This window comes from Pseudonocardia sp., from assembly GCF_050250275.1.
In the GTDB taxonomy this organism is placed as follows: Bacteria; Actinomycetota; Actinomycetes; order Mycobacteriales; family Pseudonocardiaceae; genus Pseudonocardia.
This window is the reverse complement of sequence record NZ_JBFWOY010000034.1, coordinates 71,681-90,658: the sequence shown is the minus strand read 5'-3', so window position 1 is coordinate 90,658 and position 18,978 is coordinate 71,681. Positions and strand designations below refer to the sequence as shown.

The window sequence follows — 18,978 nt, the reverse complement described above, 5'->3', positions numbered from 1 at the left end:
AAGCGGTCGTTGGCGCCCGCCGGCCACGGTGACAACACCCCCCAGATCATCGACAACAGGGGCAACGAGTCATGCCGTGGCCGGTGGCCTGCAAGCCCTCACCGGGCTTGATCAAGAAGGTAACGGGTGCGGGCCCGGCGGCGTGTGGTCGTCCGGGCGCTGACCGCCGTCCGCGGGACGAGAGCGTCACCGGTGGCGTGCATGTCCCGATGTCGAGGGTGTACGTCCCGGATCCGGGTGGAGCACACCCCGGCGTCCGGTGATCTGCGCGCCGTGGTGCTCGCCTCCAGTCCCGAGAGCACGGCCCACTCCGAGGGCGGGCACCCGCGCGGAGCCGGGCCGCGCGGAGCCGGGCCGCGCAGAACCGGGACATGGACGTCATCGGTTACGCCCATGTCCCGCGAACGACGATCACCACACGCACGCACGCAGGCCGGTGGCACCGTGCCGCGGGGCGTGGGGACCTGCCCGTCCGGCGGGGTCGACCCTCACCACGACTTTCGGCACCCGGTGCCGAAATGCTAGGTTGCCGCGGACCAGACAGCCTGGCGAGGGAGCGGGGATGGCGAGCACGAGCGAGTGGTTCGAGACGGTCGCCGAGGCGCAGCGGCGGGCACGCAAGCGGCTGCCGAAGTCGGTCTACATGGCGTTGGTCGCGGGCAGCGAGCGTGGCGTCACCACCGAGGACAACGTCGACGCGTTCGCGGAGCTGGGCTTCCGCCCGCGCATCGCGGACCTTCCGCAGGAGCGCGACCAGTCGACGTCGGTGATGGGCCAGGACATCGCGTTCCCGGTGGTCATCTCGCCGACGGGTGTGCAGGCGGTCGACCCGGAGGGTGAGGTCGCGGTCGCGCGGGCGGCGGCGGGTATGGGCACGGCGATGGGGTTGTCGTCGTTCGCGAGCCGTGCGGTGGAGGACGTCGCCGCGGCGAACGACAAGCTGTTCTTCCAGATGTACTGGGTCGGCTCCAAGGAGCGGATCCTGGCGCGTGCCGAGCGTGCCCGGGCTGCGGGCGCCAAGGGCCTGATCATGACCCTGGACTGGTCGTTCTCCAACGGCCGGGACTGGGGCAGCCCGATGATCCCGGAGAAGCTGGATCTGAAGGCGATGCTGCGGTTCGCGCCCGAGGGCGCGCTGCGGCCGCGGTACCTGGTGAACTGGCTCAAGCACGGGAAGCTGCCGGATCTGACGACGCCGAACCTCGCGCTCGGCGACGAGGAGGCCCCGACGTTCTTCGGCGCCTACGGCGAGTGGATGGGCACTCCGTTGCCCACGTGGGAGGACATCGCCTGGCTGCGGGAGAAGTGGGGCGGCCCGTTCGCGATCAAGGGCATCACGCATCCCGACGACGCGCGGCGCGCGGTCGACGCGGGCGCCACGGCGATCTCGGTGTCGAACCACGGCGGCAACAACCTCGACGGCACACCGGGCGCGATCCGGCTGCTGCCCGCGGTGGTGGACGCGGTGGGTGACCGGGTCGAGGTCCTGATGGACGGTGGTGTCCGCCGCGGCAGCGACGTGGTGAAGGCGTTGGCGCTGGGTGCGCGGGCGGTGTTGATCGGGCGCGCGTACCTGTGGGGGCTGGCGGCCAACGGCGAGGCGGGGGTGACGAACGTGCTGCAGCTGCTTCGCCAGGGCATCGACTCGGCGTTGCTGGGGCTGGGCAAGGCGTCGATCCACGAGCTGAGCCGGGAGGACCTGATCATCCCGGCGGACTTCGGCCGGACCGGGAAGCTCTGAGGCCGCGCGTGCGACGTTCGAGCGTTGTCGGCCGGTGCCCGGCGCGGCGGGCGGGTCGGCGGGTCCACCCGGAGGCCGGTTCCTGAGCCGGGGCCGGCTGCTCGTGGTGGTGGCGGCCGGCCCGGTGGATGCGACGACCGTCCCGCGAGCCGGGCCGTCACCGGTCGGCGTGCTGCCTGTCGGCGGACTCCGGGACGGCGCCGGCCGCCCAGCCCGCGTGGTCGTCCCACGCCTGCAGCGGCAGCGCGCTGGTGAACGTCCGCTGCGCACCGGTGACGGGGTCGGTGAAGGCCAGGGTGCGGGCGCACAGCTGCAGGGGACGGGTCCAGTCGTCGAGTGCGGTGTCGTGCAGCTCGGGGTAGAAGCGGTCGCCGAGGATCGGGACGTCGAGCCCGGCCATGTGCAGGCGGAGCTGGTGGGTGCGGCCGGTGTGCGGGGTGAGCCGGTAGCGGCCCAGCCCGTCGCGGTGCTCCAGCAGTTCGACGAACGTCTCGGCGTTGGGTGGGCCGTCGACCTCCTGGGCGAGGATGACGCCGCGTTGCTTCACGATCCGGCTGGTGACGGTGCGCGGCAGGATCAGCGTTGGGTCGTACGGGGCGACGGCCTCGTAGGTCTTGGCGACGCGGCGGTCGCGGAACATCGTCTGGTAGGCGCCGCGGTCCTCGCGACGGACGACGAACATGAGCAGCCCGGCGGTGACCCGGTCGAGGCGGTGGGCGGGGGAGAGGTCGGGCAGGTCCAGGTCGCGGCGCAGCCGCACGAGCGCGGTCTCGACGACATGGCGGCCGCGCGGGATCGTCGACAGGAAGTGCGGCTTGTCGGCGACGACGAGGTGGTCGTCGCGGTGGACGATGCCGATGGGGAAGGGAACGGGCACCTCGTCGGGCAGGTCGCGGTGCAGCCACACGAACGTGCCGGGGACGAACGGCGAGTCGGGGCGCAGCGCCCCGTCGACCCCGGCGATCTCGGCACCGGCGAGCATCGCGTCGATGCGTTCGGGCTCGACGCGCGGCAGGCGGTCGACGAGGTGATCGCGCATGAGCGTCCAGGGGCCGTCGTCGGGGGTCCGTAGCCGGACCGCATCGAGGCCGTGCCGCTGGGGCAGCGGCGAGCGCAGCGATCGCCTCATCGCGGGCGAGCCTAGCCGGGTGGCGCGGTGTCGTCGCGGAGGTGGGGGGTGGCGGGCGCGCTCGGTGGGTCGGCGCCGCGGCGGTCGGGTCCTGTTGCGGCAGTGCGGACGCCGACGACGCAGCGACACGCGCCGACGACGCAGCGACACGCGCCGACGACGCAGCGGCACGCGCCGACGACCTGCGGCGTTCACCCGTTCGTGGACCCCGCGTGCCGGTCGCCGTGACCTGTTTGAGACCTTGGGGTGGCCCCCGACAGCTCCCCGATCTTCCTGGAGGTAGGCATGCGCAAGCTTCGTCGTCGGTTCGGTCGTACCGTGAACGGCCTGGTGGAAGGCCTGTCCGTCGTCGCGGGCTGGAACCGTGGGAAGCGCCGCAAGCGGTGACCGCAGCGGAGGCGTCGCGCGTGGGCGGCGGCGCCTCTGCCCACGCCCGGGTCCGGCGCCCCCACGGCGGGCGCGCAGAGATCGGGCTGATCGCATTACCCTCGATCGTCACGGCCGGTGCACGGACGCGCCGGCCGGTTGCGCAGGGTCGCCCCAGGTCCTGCCCGACGAGACGGGACGTCGTGATCCGCGGGTGATCAGCCACAGCAACGGCGCCACCACCGGCGGACGAACGGAGGGGACGAGCGTTGAGCGGCTACCCGGAGCCATTCCAGCTCGAGATCGGGGACGACGCGGACGGCAGACCGCGCGTCACCGTGCGCGGGGAGCTGAGCTACACCACCGCCCCGGCACTCGACGAGCAGCTGCGCGCCCTGCCCGGCCCCGGTGCCGCGGGCGCCGACGTGGTGATCGACCTCGCGGGGGTGTCGTTCTGCGACTCGTCGGGGCTCGCCGCCCTGCTCTCGGCGCACCGCCGGGCCCGCAGGCGTGGGGGGACGGTGACGTTGCGCGGCCCGCAGGGCCCGGTGCGTCGCATCCTGCGCCTCACCGGAGTCGAGGTGCTGTTCGCGATCGAGGACGCGGGATCGCGCGGGGTGCCCCGCGCCGATGCCGCCGGAGGTCGGGGTTGAGCACCCTGGACCGGCCCGTCCCGACGTTCGCCGACGTCGAGGCGGCGGCCCGCGGGCTGGCCGGGGTCGCGCACCGCACACCCGTCGTGACCTCCCGGACGCTCGACGGCATGGTCGGCGCATCGGTCTTCCTCAAGTGCGAGAACCTGCAGCGTGGTGGTGCGTTCAAGTTCCGCGGTGCCTACACGGCACTGTCGCGGCTGTCGGCGGAGCAGCGGTCGGCGGGGGTGCTCGCGTACTCCTCGGGCAACCACGCGCAGGCCGTGGCGCTGGCCGCGCGGGAGCTGGGGACGTCGGCGACGATCGTGATGCCGCTCGACGCGCCCGCGTCGAAGGTGGCCGCGACCCGCGGGTACGGCGCCGAGATCGTCACCTACGACCGCTACGGCGTCGACCGTGAGGAACTGGCCGCGACCCTCGCCGCCGAGCGTGGGCTCGCCCTGATCCCGCCGTACGACCATCCCGACGTCCTCGCCGGTCAGGGTACGGCGACGATGGAGCTGATCGAGGACGCCGGCCCGCTCGACGCGCTGTTCGTGTGCCTGGGTGGGGGTGGGCTGCTGTCCGGGGCGATCCTGGCCGCGCGCGCCCTCTCACCGGGGGTGCGGATCCACGGGGTCGAGCCGGAGGCGGGCGACGACGGGCTGCGGTCGTGGCGGGCGGGGGAGATCGTCCACATCGACGTGCCCCGCACCATCGCCGACGGGGCGCAGACCCAGCACCTGGGCCGGTATCCCTTCGCGATCATCCGCGAAGGGGTCGACGAGATCCTGACGGTGCCCGACGACGCGCTCGTCGACGGCATGCGGTTGCTGGCGAGCAGGCTCAAGCTCGTGGTGGAGCCCACGGGGTGTCTCGCGCTCGCGGGCGCGCTGGCCCGCCGGGAGAGCCTTGCGGGGCAGCGGGTCGGGGTGATCGTGAGCGGCGGCAACGTCGACCTCGACCGGTTCGCCGCCCTCGTCACCGCCTGAGCCGGCCCCACCCCGGGTGCGCCGTCCACGCGCCCCGTCGACCCGCGCCGGGACCAGGCTGCGGCTCGGGTGTTCTCGTCCGACGGCTGCGTCCGCACCGGCCACGTCGACCTCCTCGTCCGGCCGGTTCGCCGTTCGGTGTCCGACGGACGGGCGCTGCCACACGTGTTCGCGCGCACCGGCACCGATCGGCAGCGCCGGTTCGCGGCATTCGTTGCGGTTCAGGAGTTCCGTGGTCCGGCAGGCGGGGTCGGCGGGCCGGTGGTGCAGGGCGGCGGCGCGCCGGCGGGACTAACGTCGGAGGCGAAGGACACCCCTTTGCGACAGGAGAAGACCACCGCATGAAGATCGGCCTGCACATCGCTGACTTCACCTGGCCGGGCGGCCCGCAGAACCTGGCCGCCGACCTCGCCCGGATCGCGACGGCCGCCGAGGACGTCGGCGTCTCCAAGATCAGCGTGATGGACCACGTCTGGCAGATCCGCGGCGTCGGCCCCGAAGAGAACGACATGCTCGAGGCGTACACGACCCTCGGCTTCCTCGCGGCCCACACGACGAAGGTCGACCTGCTGGCCTGGGTCACGGCCGTGACCTACCGCGAGCCCGGCATGCTCGCCAAGATCGTCTCGACGCTGGACGTCCTGTCCGGCGGGCGCGCCTGGCTGGGCATCGGCGCCGCCTGGAACGACGAGGAGTCCCGCGGTCTCGGCCTGCACTTCCCGCCGACCGCCGAGCGGTTCGAGCGTCTGGAGGAGACGCTGCGCATCTGCCTGCAGATGTGGAGCGACGACGACGGCCCGTTCGACGGCACCCACTACACGCTGGGCCGCACGCTCGACTCCCCGCACCCGCTACGCCGCCCGCACCCGCCGATCCTGATCGGGGGTGGCGGGGAGAAGAAGACGCTGCGCCTCGTCGCGCAGTACGCGCAGGCGTGCAACCTGTTCGGCGGGCCGGAGGTCGCGCACAAGCTCGACGTGCTGCGCGGGCACTGCGAGGCGGTCGGGCGCGACTACGACGAGATCGAGAAGACCGTCATGTTCCCGCTCGACCCGGGCGCCGACGGCGAGAACGTCGACGCGATCCTGGAGCGGCTGGCGGGCCTGGCGAAGCTGGGCGTCACCCACGTCCACGGCTGGGTGCCCGGCGTCGCCGCCATCACGCCCCTGGAGATCCTGGGCGAGAAGGTGATCCCGGAGGCGGACAAGCTCTAGGCGAGATCCAGAAGTATCGACGCCAGCTCCTCGGGCCGGTTCTCCGGGACCATGTGGCCGGTGTCGATCTCGTGGTGGCGCCACGCGGGCGAGGACGCAGCGTGCGCGGCGGCCGCCTCGAACGCCACGCTCGGCTCGGCCGTCGCCCGGATGTAGGTCAGCCCGAACGGGCCCTGCTCCAGCGGCGTGCCGAGCCGGACCGGCTCGCTGAACGTCCGCGCCGGCTGCGGTGTGCGGCGCGGCACCGAGAACGCCGCGAGCTCGGGCGACTCGAACTCGCGCTCGCTCGGCGGGATCAGCCACGGCTCCCCGAGCCCTTGCGGCACCTGGCGTGCGGGGTTGAGCGACACGACGCTGTCGCCGTCGGCGGGGACGAACGCGTCGAGGTAGACGAGCTCGCGCACCCGGTCGCCGATCGCGTCGAGCGCGCCCGTCACGACCATGCCGCCGTAGGAGAACCCGAGCAGCACGATGTCGTCGAGGTCCTCGTAGCGGACGGTGTTGACGACGTCGAGCACGTGCGTGGTGAGCGAGACCAGCGGGCCGGTGAGGTGGGAGCGTTCACCGATGCCGGTGAGGCTCGGGGTGAACACCTCGTGGCCCTGCGCGCGCAGCAGCGGCCGGACCCTGCGGAAGCCGTAGGACCCGCCCCACGCGCCGTGCACCAGAACGAACGTCGTCATGGACCCAGTCCTACCCCAGTGTGCCGGTGCGGCGGAACTCGTCGAGCGAGCGGAGGTAGGGGGTGATGTCGAGGCCCGCCGAGGCGAGCCAGGCGTCGGCGTAGTACGTCTCGGTGTAGCGCTCACCGGAGTCGCACAGCAGGGTGACGACGCTGCCGCCGCGCCCGGCCGCGACCATCTCCGAGACGATCCGGTAGGCCGCCCAAAGGCCGGTGCCCGTGGAGGCGCCGGCCTTCCAGCCCGCCCTGGCCCACAGGTCGCGCACGGCGGCGATCGCCGCGGCGTCGGGCACCCGGATCATGCGGTCGATCGCGGTGCCGACGAAGCTGGGCTCGACCCGCTGCCGCCCGATGCCCTCGATGCGCGACGACACCGGGGTCGTGACGGCGGCGTCGCCCTCGCGCCAGCCGGGCATGAACGCCGAGTTCTCGGGGTCGGCGACGCAGATGCCCGTGGCCCGTCCGGTGTAGACGACGTACCGCGCGATCGTCGCGGAGGTGCCGCCGGTGCCCGCCGTCGCGACGACCCACGCCGGTTCGGGATGGCGCTCCCGGGCCATCTGCGCGAACAGGGACTCGGCGATGTTGTTGTTGCCGCGCCAGTCGGTGGCGCGCTCGGCGTAGGTGAACTGGTCCATGTAGTGCCCGCCGGTCTCGTGGGCGAGCCGGGTGGCCGTCCCGTAGACCTCCGAGGCGTGGTCGACGAGGTGGCAGCGCCCGCCGTGCAGCTCGATCAGCGCGATCTTCTGCCTGCTGGTCGAGCGGGCGACGACGGCGACGAACGGCACCCCGATCAGCCGTGCGAAGTAGGCCTCGGACACGGCGGTGGATCCGCTGGAGGCCTCGATGACCGGCCGGTCGCGGCGGACCCAGCCGTTGCACAGCGCGTGCAGGAACAGCGAGCGGGCGAGGCGGTGCTTGAGCGAGCCCGTCGGGTGCGTCGACTCGTCCTTGAGGTAGAGGTCGACGTCCCACTCCGGGGGCAGCGGGACGGTGAGCAGGTGGGTGTCCGACGACCGGTTGGTCTCGGCCTGGATGCGCGCCACCGCCTGCACGACCCACGCCCGGTGGTCGGGGTCGTACCGGTCGACGTCCTCACCGAGCCGGACCTCGGGACACGAGCCGCTGGTCATGGTTCTCCTCACCGGTGACGGATGTGGAGCGTCGCTGCTCGCGATCACCCTAGCGACGCCGGTGAGCGGCCCCTGTGGGTGGCGACGGTCGCTGTGGCGACCATCGCCACCCACGACCTGGGCGCCGGAGCCGGTGGGCCAGGTGGCTACCCTCCGTTCGGGCGGTTCGGGACGAACGTGGCGAGGGACATGACGGGTGCGTACGGGGGCGTGGTCTCGCCCGCCGCCGACGCGTCCGCGCGCGACCGCTGGCGGGCCCTCGCGCTGACCGACCCGGTGTCGCGGCTGGTGCGCAACGCCGCGCACGCCGGTATCGACGATGCCGACTACGACCTGCGGCTGCTCGCCCTCGCGGCGGTCGACGTCGTCGTGGGCTCGATGGGGTTCGCCCGCGAGGCCACCCTCGACGACGTCGTCGACGAGCTCACCGGCCTCGCCTCACGGATGTGCCCCGGGCGGCCCGACCAGGCCCGCGACGCCGCGCAGACCGTCGTGCGGGGGCTGCTCAACGACGCGCACGACCAGCGCCGCTTCAGCTACCGCTTCGCCGACCTCGGCGCTCCCGGTGAGGCCGTGCGCTGGGAGGCCTACAGCTTCCGGCTGCTGTCGCTGCGCGAGGCCGAGTACGGGCCCGTCGTCGTCGCGAGCGACCAGGCGGTGACGCTGTTCCTGGGCGGTCTCGACGTCGACCTGGAGGACGCCGACCGGGCCCTGGCCCACGTCCTGCAGCGCCAGCTCGACGACCGCCGCTTCGACGCCGCCGCCCGCACCGCCGCGCAGGCCGAGCGGACGAGCGTCGGCATGTCGGCGACGCTGACCGAGCTGCTCGACGCCACCCGCCGCGACGTCGGCTCGCACGACTGGGAGCGGGAGGTCCCGCAGCGGCTGGTGCGGGCGCGCCGCCACGTCGAGGCCCGGATCGGCGAGGACGACCGGCTGCTCGAACACGTGCAGGGCGGTCTCGACGCCGAGACCTCGCCGGAGGTGCGGGCGGTGTCGGGGCGCATCGTCGACCTCATCGGCCGGGCCCGGCGGGTGCACCTCGACCTGGAGCGCCGCCTCGTCGGCGCCCGCGAGGTGTTCCTCACCGCGCAGGTCCGCCAGCGGCTCGCGCGGCGGCGCCGGCTGCGGATGCTCGCGCTGCGCGACGAGGTGCTGCTGGCGGTGCTGGCGCTGCCGCGTCCCGACGCCCTCACCGTCACCGCGGCCTTCGCCGACCGGGCGCTGGGCGTGTCCGTTCCGCGGCTGAATCGTTTCGACGACATGGTCGACATGCTGTGGGCGCCGCCGCGGGCGCGGGAGTCGGCCGAGCCCGACGTCGAGGTCGTCCCCGACGTCGACGACGAGCCCCACGACGTCCAGCGCTACCCCGAGCCGGTCGTCGGCGCGGCCCGGGAGGTGCTGTCGGCGGTGACGGGGGGCGCGGAGGTCAGGTTGTCGACGTTGCTCGACGCGGTGCCGGGCGCGGCGCCGGAGGAGGACGTCGGCGAGGTCGCCGAGCTGGTGCTCCTGTCGGCGCTGTGGGCGTTCGCGCCGGACCTGGCGGCGGAGGCCGAGGGCGACGTGGCGGGGGAGATCGACGTGCTGGCGGGCGGGATCGAGGCCCGCCGCGACGAGCTGCTGCTCGCGCGGGCGGGGGTCGGGGGACCGGACCTGCTGGTGCGGCTGCGCGGTGCGCCCCGATGAGCAGTGTCGCCGCCGACCTCACCCAGGTCCGGGCCGCCGCCGAGCTGATCGGCTTCGCGCTGGCCCGCCGCGCCCGTCCCGTCGCGGGCGGGGAGTACCGCGCGCTGCTCGACCGCTACCGCAGCGAGCTGGGGTTCAAGGACGTCGTCGACACCATGGCCGAAGGCCTCGGCCTGGAGGTGCTGGGCGTCCCGCGGTCGGGGCTGGTGCTCGCGCCCGAGCCCGGTGGCGCGTTCGCGACCCGCCTCGCCGACCTGCGCACCACCATGGACGCCGACGACCGGCTCGTGTTCGGGCTGGTCCTCATCGGGATCGCCGCGTTCGCCTACCCCACCGACGCCGACTTCGACGACCCCGAGACGCGGCTGGTCGAGATCGTGCGGGTCGACGAGTTCATCCGCAGCTCGCTCGACGCCCTCGACGGGCTGGGCGGGGTCGAGGGCAGCCCCGAGGAACGCGCCCGCACCGCCGCCGCCGTCTACGCCGACCTGCCGCAGCTGGTCACCACCCAGACCGGGCGCCGCGCCCGCGGCTGCACGCTCAAGGCGGTCGAGGAGGTGTTCGGCTGGCTCGTCGAGCAGGGCGCCGCCCGCGAGGCCGGCACGCTCGGGCCCGACACCTTCCACCTCACCGACCGGTTCCGGCTGCTGGTCGCCGACAGCGCGGGCGGGGCGGCGCTCGACGTGCTGCGCGACGCCCGGGCCCGGGGGGAGGCGTCGTGAGCCCGCCCGTCATGTGGACGATGCGCCGCGTCCGGCTGCACCGCATCGGCCCCGCCGCGGCCCGGTTCGTCGACGTCACCCTGGAGCTGACCGGCGCCGACGGGCAGCCGCTGCACTCGATCCTGTGGCTGCGCAACGGCGGCGGGAAGTCGACGGTGCTGTCGCTGATCTGTGCCGTCGTCCGGCCGCACCGCCGCGACTTCCTCGCCACGTCCACGACGGGCAAGCACCTCGAGGACTACGTGCTCGGCTCCGACACGGCGCACGTCGTCGTCGAGTGGTCGGGGCCGGGGGGCGCCACCCTCGTCACCGGAGCGGTCTACGAGTGGGCCGACCGTGTCCAGCCCGCCGACCCCAACCGAGACCACGACCGTCTCGGCGCCCGCTGGTACGTGTTCCGGTCCCCGCCCGCGTCCGAGGCGACGCTCGACGCGCTGCCCTTCGACAGCGGCGAGACGCCGACCCCCTTGCGCGACTTCGTGTCCGCCGTGAAGCGCTGGGGCGCGGTCCCCGACTGCGGCGCCGCCGTCACCGACTCCCAGGACCGCTGGGCGCAGCTGCTCGACGACCACGGCCTCGACCCGTCGATCTTCACCGCGATCCTGCAGATGAACGCCACCGAGGGCGGCATCGAGGGACAGTTCCAGTTCCGCGGGCCCGACCAGTTCGTCCGCTACCTGCTGGAGCTCATCGTCGACCCCGAGGTCCCCGCCGCGGTCTCCCAGATCCTGGAGAAGGTCCGCGAGGGGCTCGCCGCGCGCCCGGAGATCCTCGCTGACCTGGCGTTCGCCGACGAGGCGGCCCCGCTGCTGGGCGAGCTGGCCGCGGCCCGCGCCGCCCACGACCGTGCCGGTGCCGCCGCCGGTGCCGCCGAGTCCACCGCGGTCGAGCTGGCCGGGGCACTCGCCGCCGCCATCCGCCGGGCGGAGGCCGACGCGGCGGGCCACGCCGAGCGGGTCGCGACCCTCGCCGCGCTCGCCGCGGGCCACGACGCCGACGCCGCCGACGACCGGCGCGCCGAGGCCGGGGCCCGCCACCGCGCGGCCGCCGCCCGGGTCGCGGCGGCCCGGCTGCGCGCCGCCGCGCTCGCCGACGAACAGGCCGACGCGTCGGCGCTGGTCGCGGGCTGGAACGCCGTCGTGACCGTCGACGCCGCGCGGGAGGCCCGGCGCCGTGTGGTGTCGCTGGAGGAGCAGCTCGCCGCCGCGACGGCGGAGGCGGCGCCGCTGCGCGCCCGCCTCGACGAGGCCGCCGCCGGCTACGCGCGCGCCCTCGACGCCGGGATCGCCGCGCTCGGCGCCCGCGCCGCGGGGCTCGACGCCGAGGTCGCGCAGGCCCGGGAGGCCGAACGGGCGGCGCGCGCCGCCTCGCAGGCCGCGTCGGAACAGCGGGGCGTCCTCGCCGGCGAGCTGACCGCGGTGACCCAGGCCCTCGCGGGCCTGGAGGCCGACCTCGCCGCGGCGGCGGCCCACCTCGACCACGCGCCCGGCGCGGGCGTCGACGCCGCCGCCGTCGAGGACGCGGTCGCCCGCCACGAACAGGCCGACGCCGACGCCGCCGACGAGCTCGACCACCTCGCCGCCGAACGGGTCGTACTGCGCGAGCGGCGCCAGGAGCTGACCGCGTCGGCCGACGGCGTCGCCGCCGCCCGCCGGGCCGCCGAACGGACCGCCGAGACCACCGCCGCCCGGTCCGCGGAGCTGCGCGACCGGGTCACCGAGCTGGTCGCCGACGAGCGCCTGCGCACCCTGGCGGGCGGCACCGACGTCGACCCGGTCGCCGAGGCCGCCGACCTCGCCGCGCTGCTCACCGCCGCCGTCGCGCGGGCCGAGCGGGAGCGGGTCGAGCTCGCGGTGGCCGAGGCCGACGACGAGCGCGCCCTCGCCACGCTGGGCGCCGACCGGCTGCTGCCGCCGACGCTCGACGTCGTCCGCGCCGCCGACGTCCTCGACCGCGCCGCCATCCCGGTCACGACGGGCTGGCGTTACCTCGCCGACTCCGTCCCGCCCGAGCGGCGCGCCGACCTGATGGCGGCCGCACCCGCGCTCGCCGGCGGCCTGCTCGTCCACGAGGACCGCGACCTGCCCGCGGCCCGCACGGCGCTCACCGCGGCGGGGTTGCGGCCCACGTCGCCGGTGGTGCTGGCGACGACCCGCGATCTCGAAGGCGCCGTCGGCGGGGACGTGACGGGCTGGCTGCTGCCGCCCGCCGCCGCCCTCACCGACCGGGCCGCCGCCGGCGCGGAGATCGACCGCCGCGAGGCCGCCCGCGCCCACCGCGCCGACGCCGACGCCGCGCTCGTCGCCCGCCGCGACGCCGACGCCGACCTGCGCCGCCGCCTCGAGACGCTGCGCGCCGACTGCCCGCCCGGCACCCTCGACGCGCTCGACGCCGCCGCCGCGGAGGCCGCCGAGGCCGTCGCCACCGCCGACGCCGACCTGGCCCGGATCTCCGCCGAGGTCGCGGCCGTCGGTGCGCGGGAGGCCGACGCCGACACCCGCCGCGGCGAGCTGGAACGGGCCCGCCGGTCCGCCACCGCGGCGATCGCGACGCTGTCGTCGCTGCTCCCGCGCGTCCGCGACGCCGCCGCGCGCCGGGCCCGGGCGGCCGAGCTGCCCGCGCTCATCGCCGCCCGCGGCGCGGAGGTGTCGAGGGAGACCGGCGCCGAGGCTGCCGCCCGCGACGCTGCCACAGCCGCGTCCGAGCAGGTCACCGCGGTGCGGCGGGTGCTTGGCGAGCAGCACGAGGTCCGCGCCTCGCTGCCCGACCCCGGCCCTTCAGCGCAGGCCCCCGAACCGCTCGACGACGCCCGCCGCGCCTGGGAGAGTGCCGACCGGGCCTACCGGCGCGAGGTGTCGGAGTCCGCCCTCGCGGTCGCGCTGGAGGAGGCGCGCCGCGCGCTCGCGGCGCCCGCGGCCCGCGTCGCCGACCTGCGCCCCGCGATCCGCGACCGGGCCGAGGCGCTGCTCGACGGGCCCGACGGCGCCGACCCCGCCACCCGCGACGCCGCCGCCGCACGCGCGCAGGCCGCGGCCGAGCGGTTGACGTCGGCCGGTGGCGAGCTGCGCGCCGAACAGCGCGCCGCCGACGCGGAACTGGCCGCCCACCCGGCCGCGGACGACGAGGACCTGCCGGACGATCCCGGCGAGCTCGACGCCGTCCGCACCCGTGCCCTCGACGAGGCCGCCGGGGCCGCGGCCCGCGCCGCCGAGCACCTCACCGCGAAGGCCGCCGCGCAGGACAGCGCCCGCGACACGGAAGCGTTGCGCGGCAACGCCCGCGAACGCGCGACCGGCCTCACGCACCTGCTCGAGCTGCTGCGCGTCGAACCGCCGGACGGCGGCCCCGACACCCCCGACGTGGGCTCCCTCGACGACGCCCACACCGCCGTCACCGCCGCCCGCGCCGCCGTCGACGCCGCCCTCGCCGAGGCCCGCAAGGCCTCCCGCAGCGTCGAGGACGTCGCCCGCCGCATCGTCGTGTGGGCAGCCTCCGACCGGTTCGCCGCCGTCAAACCCGATGTGCGCGACCGCTTCCGGGTCGCCGACGTCGCCGGGGAGCTCGCGCCCGTCGCCGACACCCTCGCCGCCGACCTCGCCGTCTACGCGGACAACCTGCGCGACCGCCTCACCGACCTGGAGGCGGACAAGGCCGTCGTGGTCACCGCGATGACCGGAATGGTCCGCCAGGCGCTGCGTTCGCTCGCCCGCGCCCAGGCGCTGTCCGAGCTCCCGCCCACGCTGGGGGAGTGGGCCGGGCAGCGGTTCCTGGAGGTCGGGCCGCGCGCCGGCGTCGAGACCGCCGACGCCGTCGTCCGCGACCGGTGCGCCCGGCTCGTCGACGCCCTCACCGCCCGCGGCGCCGAGGTCCCCCGCGGGCTGGAGCTGCTGTGGCAGGCCACCGACGCCGTCGTCGGCGACGGCAACTGGAAGGCCCGCGTCCTCAAGCCGTCGACGACGTTCGCCGTCGAGCGGGTGTCGGTCGAGCGGATGCGGAAGTGGTCGGGCGGGGAGAAGGTGACGATCTCGCTGCTGCTGTTCTGCATGGTCGCGAAGCTGCGCGCCACCAGCCGCGGCCGCGACGTCCCCGGCCTCGGCGCGCTCCCGCTGGACAACCCGCTGGGAAAGGCCAACTACGTGGTGTTCCTCGACCTGCAGCGCAAGGTCGCCGCCGCCAACGGCGTCCAGCTGATCTTCCTCACCGGCGTCGGCGACCTGAAGGCCGTCGGTCGCTTCCCCAACATCATCCGGATGCGCAACGTCGCAGGCCGGGGACGGCAGTACGTCCGCCAGGAGGAGCGCATCCTGGCCGACGCCGACCCGTCCGACGCCGTCGACACGACCCGGGTCTGGCGCGAGGACCCCGTCATGACCCTGATGTGAGGTGACCGTGACCGCCCCCGCCACAGAGACGCTCTCGCCGCTGGCCGCCCGCCTGGCCGACGTGATCGGCGACGCCCGTACCGGCCGCATCCCCCTCGACGTGCTCTACGCCGCCGCGCACCGCGCCGACACGAGCCTCGCCGGTGCCGCCGACGCCCGCGCCCGGCTGCGCGCGGTGTGCGACGAGCTGGCCGAGGCCGGCATCGTGCGGCTGCCCCGCGTGGGCGGCACCGGCTGGGAGACGTTGCCGCGCCCGGCCCTGCCGCGGTTCGTCACCCGGGTCGGCCGTCCCGGGTTCGTCGCCGACCCGCCCGACATCCGGCCCGTCACCGCCACCGCCTGGCACGCCGACCTGCGGTGGGTGCCCGCGTTCCTGCGCGACGAGCACCCCACCCCCGGTGAACGTGCCCTGCTCGACGGCGTCCAGGAACTGCTCGCCGTCGGCGGCGCCGCCGACGTCGTCCCCGTCCAGGAACGTTCGGTGCGGCTCACCGGCGACGAGAAGGCCCTCGGCCCGCTGCTGCGGGGCAGGCTGTTCCGCGAGGGGCGGCTCACCCGGGAGCTGCTCGGCATCCGCCGCGCCCGCTGGCAGCCCATCGCCCGCCACGTCGGGGACGGCCCGATCACCCTGGTCGTCGAGAACGTCGCCACCTGGGAGTCGCTGGCCGACGCGCTTCCCGACGACGGCACCGTCGGCCAGGTGGTGTGGGGGATGGGCAACCAGCTCGGGGTCGTGCTGGAGGCGCTGGCCGAGGAACGGCCCGAGGAGCTGTCGTACTTCGGTGACCTCGACGTCGGCGGCCTGGAGATCGCCCGGCGCGGTGAGATGACCGCCGAGGCCGTCGGGTTGCCGGCGTTGCGCCCGTCCACGCTGTACGCGTGGCTGCTCGACGAGGGCGAGCCCCAGCCCGCCGGCCCGTACGCGGGCGACATCGCGGAGCTGACGGCGTGGCTCCCCGACGGGCTGCGCGGCCCCGTCGCCGACCTGCTGCGCAGCGACACCCGCCTGGCCCAGGAGTGGATCGGCCGCGAGCAGCTGCTCGAGACCGACCTGCGCGACCTGCGCTGACTATCCGACGGCTGCCTGGAAGGCGGCGAGCACGTCGTCGGAGAACAGCACGAACCGTGCCTCCCGCACGCGGAAGCCGGTGGCGCGCACCGTCTCCACGGCGGCAACGGCGGCGTCGTCGAGCGGCCAGCCGTAGATGCCCGCCGACACCGCCGGGAACGCGACCGTCGCCGCACCCAGCTCGTCGGCGACCCGCAGCGACTCCCGGTAGCACGACTCCAGGAGGTGGCGGCGGTTCTCCTTCCTGGAGTAGACCGGCCCGACGGTGTGGATCACCCAGCGCGCCGGCAGGTTCCCCGCGGTGGTGGCGACGGCCTGCCCGGTCGGCAGCCCGTCGGGATAGCGGGTGGCCCGCAGCTGCCGGCACTCGCGCAGGATCCCCGGGCCGCCGCGGCGGTGGATGGCGCCGTCGACACCCCCACCGCCCAGCAGTGACGAGTTCGCCGCGTTCACCACGGCGTCCACCTCGGCCTCGGTGATGTCCCCGCGTACGAGCACGATCCCGGTCACGGCCCGACTTCCCTGATCGTCGTCATCGCTGTCACGACCTGCTCCGCAGCGCGGCCAGCAGCGGGATCGCCGCGATCTTCTCCTCGGTCAGCGACGCCCACTCGATGTGGCCGGTCGGGCGGTCACGCCGGCCCGCGCGACAGTCGATCACCCGCTCCGGGGTGACGACCAGGTCGACGGGCGCGTCGTGCGACGACGTGGGGATCACCCCGCGGGGGCGGACCTGCAGCTCGTGCACCGTCGTCACGACGACCGTCGCCGGTCCGATCAGCCCCGCCGCGGACGCGAGGGCGAACTCCAGGTCGGCGAACCCGCCGCCCTTGCCCAGCCGGGCACCGTCCTCGCCGACCGCCACGCACCCGGTGACGACGAGGTCGACCGGCTCCAGCTCGTCGACGGCGACGCGGCGGGCCGAGCGCAGGGCGTTCTTGATCGACACGGCGCGGCGCGGCGGGTCGGCCAGGTGGTCGGGGTCGAGCAGGAAGAACGGGTCGTCCTCGGCCAGGCGCGGGACGGCCATGTAGACGGTCTTGCCGTCCTCCAGCGCCCGCTGCCGGACGGGGAGCTGCGCGGAGTCGGGGTTGGACTTCACCCGCCGCGCCGCCGCCCACTCCGGCAGCGCACGCAGCCGCTGCGCCGCGGCCTCGGCGCCGACGAAGTTGGAGATCCGGTTGCGGGCACCGGGGAAGCGGGCGACACCGCGCTCACTCAGCGACGTCCACACCTCGTCGCGCAGCGCGGCCTTGGCCGCCAGCAGTTCCGGGTCGCCGCCCGCGTCGTGGTCGTGCCGCCTCGTCGTACGCCCTGCCATGTGCGGAACCGTAACGGTGCCCCCGCCCGCGGTACGAACCGTGCCGCTCGTACCGCGCCGGGCCGGGCGCGGCGGCCGTGGACGCCCCGACGCGTCGGAGCTCGAAGGTCCGAGGCCGCGAACGGTGCGTCGGCGAGGGCGACCGGGCGCACCTGGGCCGTGGTCGTCGGCCGGCGTGAGTGGCGCCGGGCGCAGCCGCACACCCCACCCCGGGCGTCGGGTTTGCCCCCCGGCGTCGCGAACGTCCGCCGAACGCGGCGTTCCTAGCGTCGACGACGAGCCGATCGGCACGAGGCCGGCGGCATTCGTCATCGTCAGGAGTCCGTCGTGTCCACCGCCACCGAGCCCCCGCGCACCGCGGCGCCCGCCCCGCTGCGGCCGGTCGTGCTGCGCGCCGCGGCCGACGCGGTGCCGGTCGTCGCCGCCTACGTCCCGTTCGGGCTCACCCTCGGCGCCACCCTGGCCGCCTCGGGCAGCTCACCGCTCGTGGCCTGGTCGTCCTCGCCGCTGCTGTTCGGCGGCGCCGCGCAGCTGCTCGCGGTGCAGCTGCTCGGGGCGGGGGCCGACGTCGCGGTGGTCGTGCTGGGCGCGCTCGTCGTGAACTCCCGGATGCTGCTCTACAGCGCCTCGCTGGCCCAGCACGCCACCGGCTGGTCGCGACGCGCCCGCTGGGCCGGGGCCTACCTGCTCGCCGACCCCGTCTACGCGCTGGCCATCGGCCGGTTCACCAAGCCCGACGGTGGCGGCGACGCCCGCGTCCGGCTCACCTACTACATGAGCGTCGGCCTGACGCTGTGGACGGCGTGGATGGCCATCACCGCGGCCGGGGTGCTGCTCGCGGGTGTGCTGCCCGCCGGGCTGCGCCTCGACGTCGCCGCGCCGCTGACGTTCGTGCTGCTCGTGCTGCCGATGCTGACCTCGCGCCCGGCGTGGGCCGCGGCCGCGACGGGAGGGGCGGTCGCGGTGGCGGCGTCCGGGCTGCCGCTGGGGCTGGGCCTGCTCGTCGGGTCGGCCGCCGGGATCGCCGCAGGTGCGCTGGTGGGGCGTCGTCATGGGTGAGCTGCTGGTGCTCGTCGCGATCGGCGTCGGCACCTACCTGATGCGCGCGGCCTTCCTCGCCACGGCCGGTGCGCGCCCGCCCGCCGCGGTCGCCCGGCTGCTGCAGCACGTCGGACCGGCGGTGCTCGCCGCGATCGCGCTGCCCGCGCTCGTCGCACCGCAGGGCCGGATCGCCCTCGACGCGACGGTGCCCGCGCTGCTCGCCGCCGTCGTCGCCGGGGTGTCCTGGAAGTTCACCCGCAGCCTGCCGCTCGCCCTGTTCGGCGGGCTCGTCGTGGCCTGGGCCGCGACCTGGCTCCTGACCTGACACACACGCCAGACACTCCGGGGGGAGAGCAAGTCATGATCGAGATTCGCGAGTTGCACGACGGGGAGTTCGACGTCCTCGACACGGTGTTCGAGGGCCTGTCCGACGAGAGCCGTTTCCGGCGGTTCCACGCACCGGTGCGCGGGCTCACCGCGAACGCCCGGCGGACGCTGGCCGCCGTCGACGGGCGCCGCCACGTCGCCGTCGCCGCGTTCGCCGACGGCCGCCCCGTCGGCATCGCCCGGCTCATCGCCGACGCGACCGGAGTCTGCGACCTCGGCGTCGAGGTCGTCGACGACGCGCAGCGCGCGGGCCTCGGTGCCCGCATGCTCCGCGAGGTCGCCGACCTGGCCGCCGCCGCCGGGCACGTCCTCGTGCAGGCCGACGTGCTCAGCACGAACCGGGCCGCGATGCGGCTGGTGTTGTCGGTGTTCCCGGACGCGGTCGCGTTCCCGGAGGGCACGACGACGCGGCTCGTCGCCGCCCTGCCGGCGCGCACGTCCCCGGTGGCGTGCGCGGTGCCCTGCGCGGCGTGACCGCTGC

General features: G+C 75.4%; 16 protein-coding genes. 11 read left to right on the top strand and 5 right to left on the bottom strand.

The window, feature by feature from the left end:
* Positions 1-562 precede the first annotated feature (562 nt).
* Positions 563-1,741: a pre-mycofactocin synthase MftD gene (gene mftD, locus AB7F12_RS26060; protein ID WP_428499028.1), complete on the top strand. Its 1,179-nt coding sequence runs from the start codon at positions 563-565 to the stop codon at positions 1,739-1,741.
* Between the two features lie 157 nt (positions 1,742-1,898).
* Here mftD and AB7F12_RS26055 read toward each other — a convergent pair whose 3' ends face one another.
* Positions 1,899-2,870 carry an RluA family pseudouridine synthase gene (locus AB7F12_RS26055; RefSeq protein WP_428499027.1) on the bottom strand — a complete coding sequence of 324 codons (972 nt, stop codon included), beginning with the start codon at positions 2,868-2,870 and terminating at the stop codon, positions 1,899-1,901.
* Between the two features lie 635 nt (positions 2,871-3,505).
* On the opposite strand from AB7F12_RS26055, the gene AB7F12_RS26050 reads away from it, so the two are divergent.
* From AB7F12_RS26050 to AB7F12_RS26040, 3 genes are all read left to right on the top strand, one after another.
* Positions 3,506-3,889 (top strand): STAS domain-containing protein, encoded by a 384-nt coding sequence (locus AB7F12_RS26050; RefSeq protein WP_428499026.1) that lies wholly within the window; start codon positions 3,506-3,508, stop codon positions 3,887-3,889.
* Between the two features lie 5 nt (positions 3,890-3,894).
* Positions 3,895-4,860, top strand: a complete 966-nt coding sequence (locus AB7F12_RS26045) for a threo-3-hydroxy-L-aspartate ammonia-lyase (protein WP_428499029.1) — start codon at positions 3,895-3,897, stop codon at positions 4,858-4,860.
* Positions 4,861-5,201: 341 nt separating this feature from the next.
* Entirely contained in the window at positions 5,202-6,074 is an 873-nt protein-coding gene (locus AB7F12_RS26040; RefSeq protein WP_428499025.1) for an LLM class F420-dependent oxidoreductase, read from the top strand.
* Here the strand turns inward: AB7F12_RS26040 and AB7F12_RS26035 are convergent.
* Both AB7F12_RS26035 and AB7F12_RS26030 read right to left on the bottom strand, forming a co-directional pair.
* Positions 6,071-6,757 (bottom strand): alpha/beta fold hydrolase, encoded by a 687-nt coding sequence (locus tag AB7F12_RS26035; RefSeq protein WP_428499024.1) that lies wholly within the window; start codon positions 6,755-6,757, stop codon positions 6,071-6,073. The genes AB7F12_RS26040 and AB7F12_RS26035 overlap by 4 nt on opposite strands.
* A gap of 10 nt (positions 6,758-6,767) precedes the next feature.
* Positions 6,768-7,889, bottom strand: a complete 1,122-nt coding sequence (locus AB7F12_RS26030; RefSeq protein ID WP_428499023.1) for a PLP-dependent cysteine synthase family protein — start codon at positions 7,887-7,889, stop codon at positions 6,768-6,770.
* A gap of 189 nt (positions 7,890-8,078) precedes the next feature.
* Here AB7F12_RS26030 and AB7F12_RS26025 point away from each other — a divergent pair, with 189 nt between their 5' ends.
* The 4 genes from AB7F12_RS26025 to AB7F12_RS26010 are packed head-to-tail and all read left to right on the top strand — an operon-like array spanning position 8,079 to position 15,748.
* A complete protein-coding gene (locus AB7F12_RS26025) occupies positions 8,079-9,575 on the top strand; it encodes a hypothetical protein (protein ID WP_428499022.1) in 1,497 nt (498 codons plus the stop codon).
* Positions 9,572-10,297 (top strand): hypothetical protein, encoded by a 726-nt coding sequence (locus AB7F12_RS26020; protein ID WP_428499021.1) that lies wholly within the window; start codon positions 9,572-9,574, stop codon positions 10,295-10,297. The genes AB7F12_RS26025 and AB7F12_RS26020 overlap by 4 nt, the downstream gene beginning before the upstream one ends.
* On the top strand, positions 10,294-14,679 hold the full coding sequence (locus tag AB7F12_RS26015) for a hypothetical protein (RefSeq protein WP_428499020.1): 4,386 nt from the start codon (positions 10,294-10,296) through the stop codon (positions 14,677-14,679). Before AB7F12_RS26020 ends, AB7F12_RS26015 begins: the two co-directional genes overlap by 4 nt.
* A 1-nt stretch (position 14,680) precedes the next feature.
* Entirely contained in the window at positions 14,681-15,748 is a 1,068-nt protein-coding gene (locus AB7F12_RS26010; protein WP_428516912.1) for a Wadjet anti-phage system protein JetD domain-containing protein, read from the top strand.
* Here the strand turns inward: AB7F12_RS26010 and AB7F12_RS26005 are convergent, their stop codons facing one another.
* Positions 15,749-16,258 carry an O-acetyl-ADP-ribose deacetylase gene (locus AB7F12_RS26005; protein WP_428499018.1) on the bottom strand — a complete coding sequence of 170 codons (510 nt, stop codon included), beginning with the start codon at positions 16,256-16,258 and terminating at the stop codon, positions 15,749-15,751.
* 31 nt (positions 16,259-16,289) lie between these two features.
* Positions 16,290-17,069 carry a 5-formyltetrahydrofolate cyclo-ligase gene (locus tag AB7F12_RS26000; RefSeq protein ID WP_428499017.1) on the bottom strand — a complete coding sequence of 260 codons (780 nt, stop codon included), beginning with the start codon at positions 17,067-17,069 and terminating at the stop codon, positions 16,290-16,292.
* A 327-nt stretch (positions 17,070-17,396) separates the two neighbouring features.
* Between AB7F12_RS26000 and AB7F12_RS25995 the strand changes: the two genes are divergently transcribed.
* The 3 genes from AB7F12_RS25995 to AB7F12_RS25985 are packed head-to-tail and all read left to right on the top strand — an operon-like array spanning position 17,397 to position 18,971.
* On the top strand, positions 17,397-18,128 hold the full coding sequence (locus AB7F12_RS25995) for an AzlC family ABC transporter permease (protein ID WP_428499016.1): 732 nt from the start codon (positions 17,397-17,399) through the stop codon (positions 18,126-18,128).
* Complete coding sequence (locus AB7F12_RS25990) at positions 18,121-18,435, top strand: AzlD domain-containing protein (protein ID WP_428499015.1); 315 nt, start codon at positions 18,121-18,123, stop codon at positions 18,433-18,435. The genes AB7F12_RS25995 and AB7F12_RS25990 overlap by 8 nt, the downstream gene beginning before the upstream one ends.
* A 35-nt stretch (positions 18,436-18,470) precedes the next feature.
* Positions 18,471-18,971 (top strand): N-acetyltransferase family protein, encoded by a 501-nt coding sequence (locus AB7F12_RS25985; RefSeq protein WP_428499014.1) that lies wholly within the window; start codon positions 18,471-18,473, stop codon positions 18,969-18,971.
* Positions 18,972-18,978 lie beyond the last annotated feature (7 nt).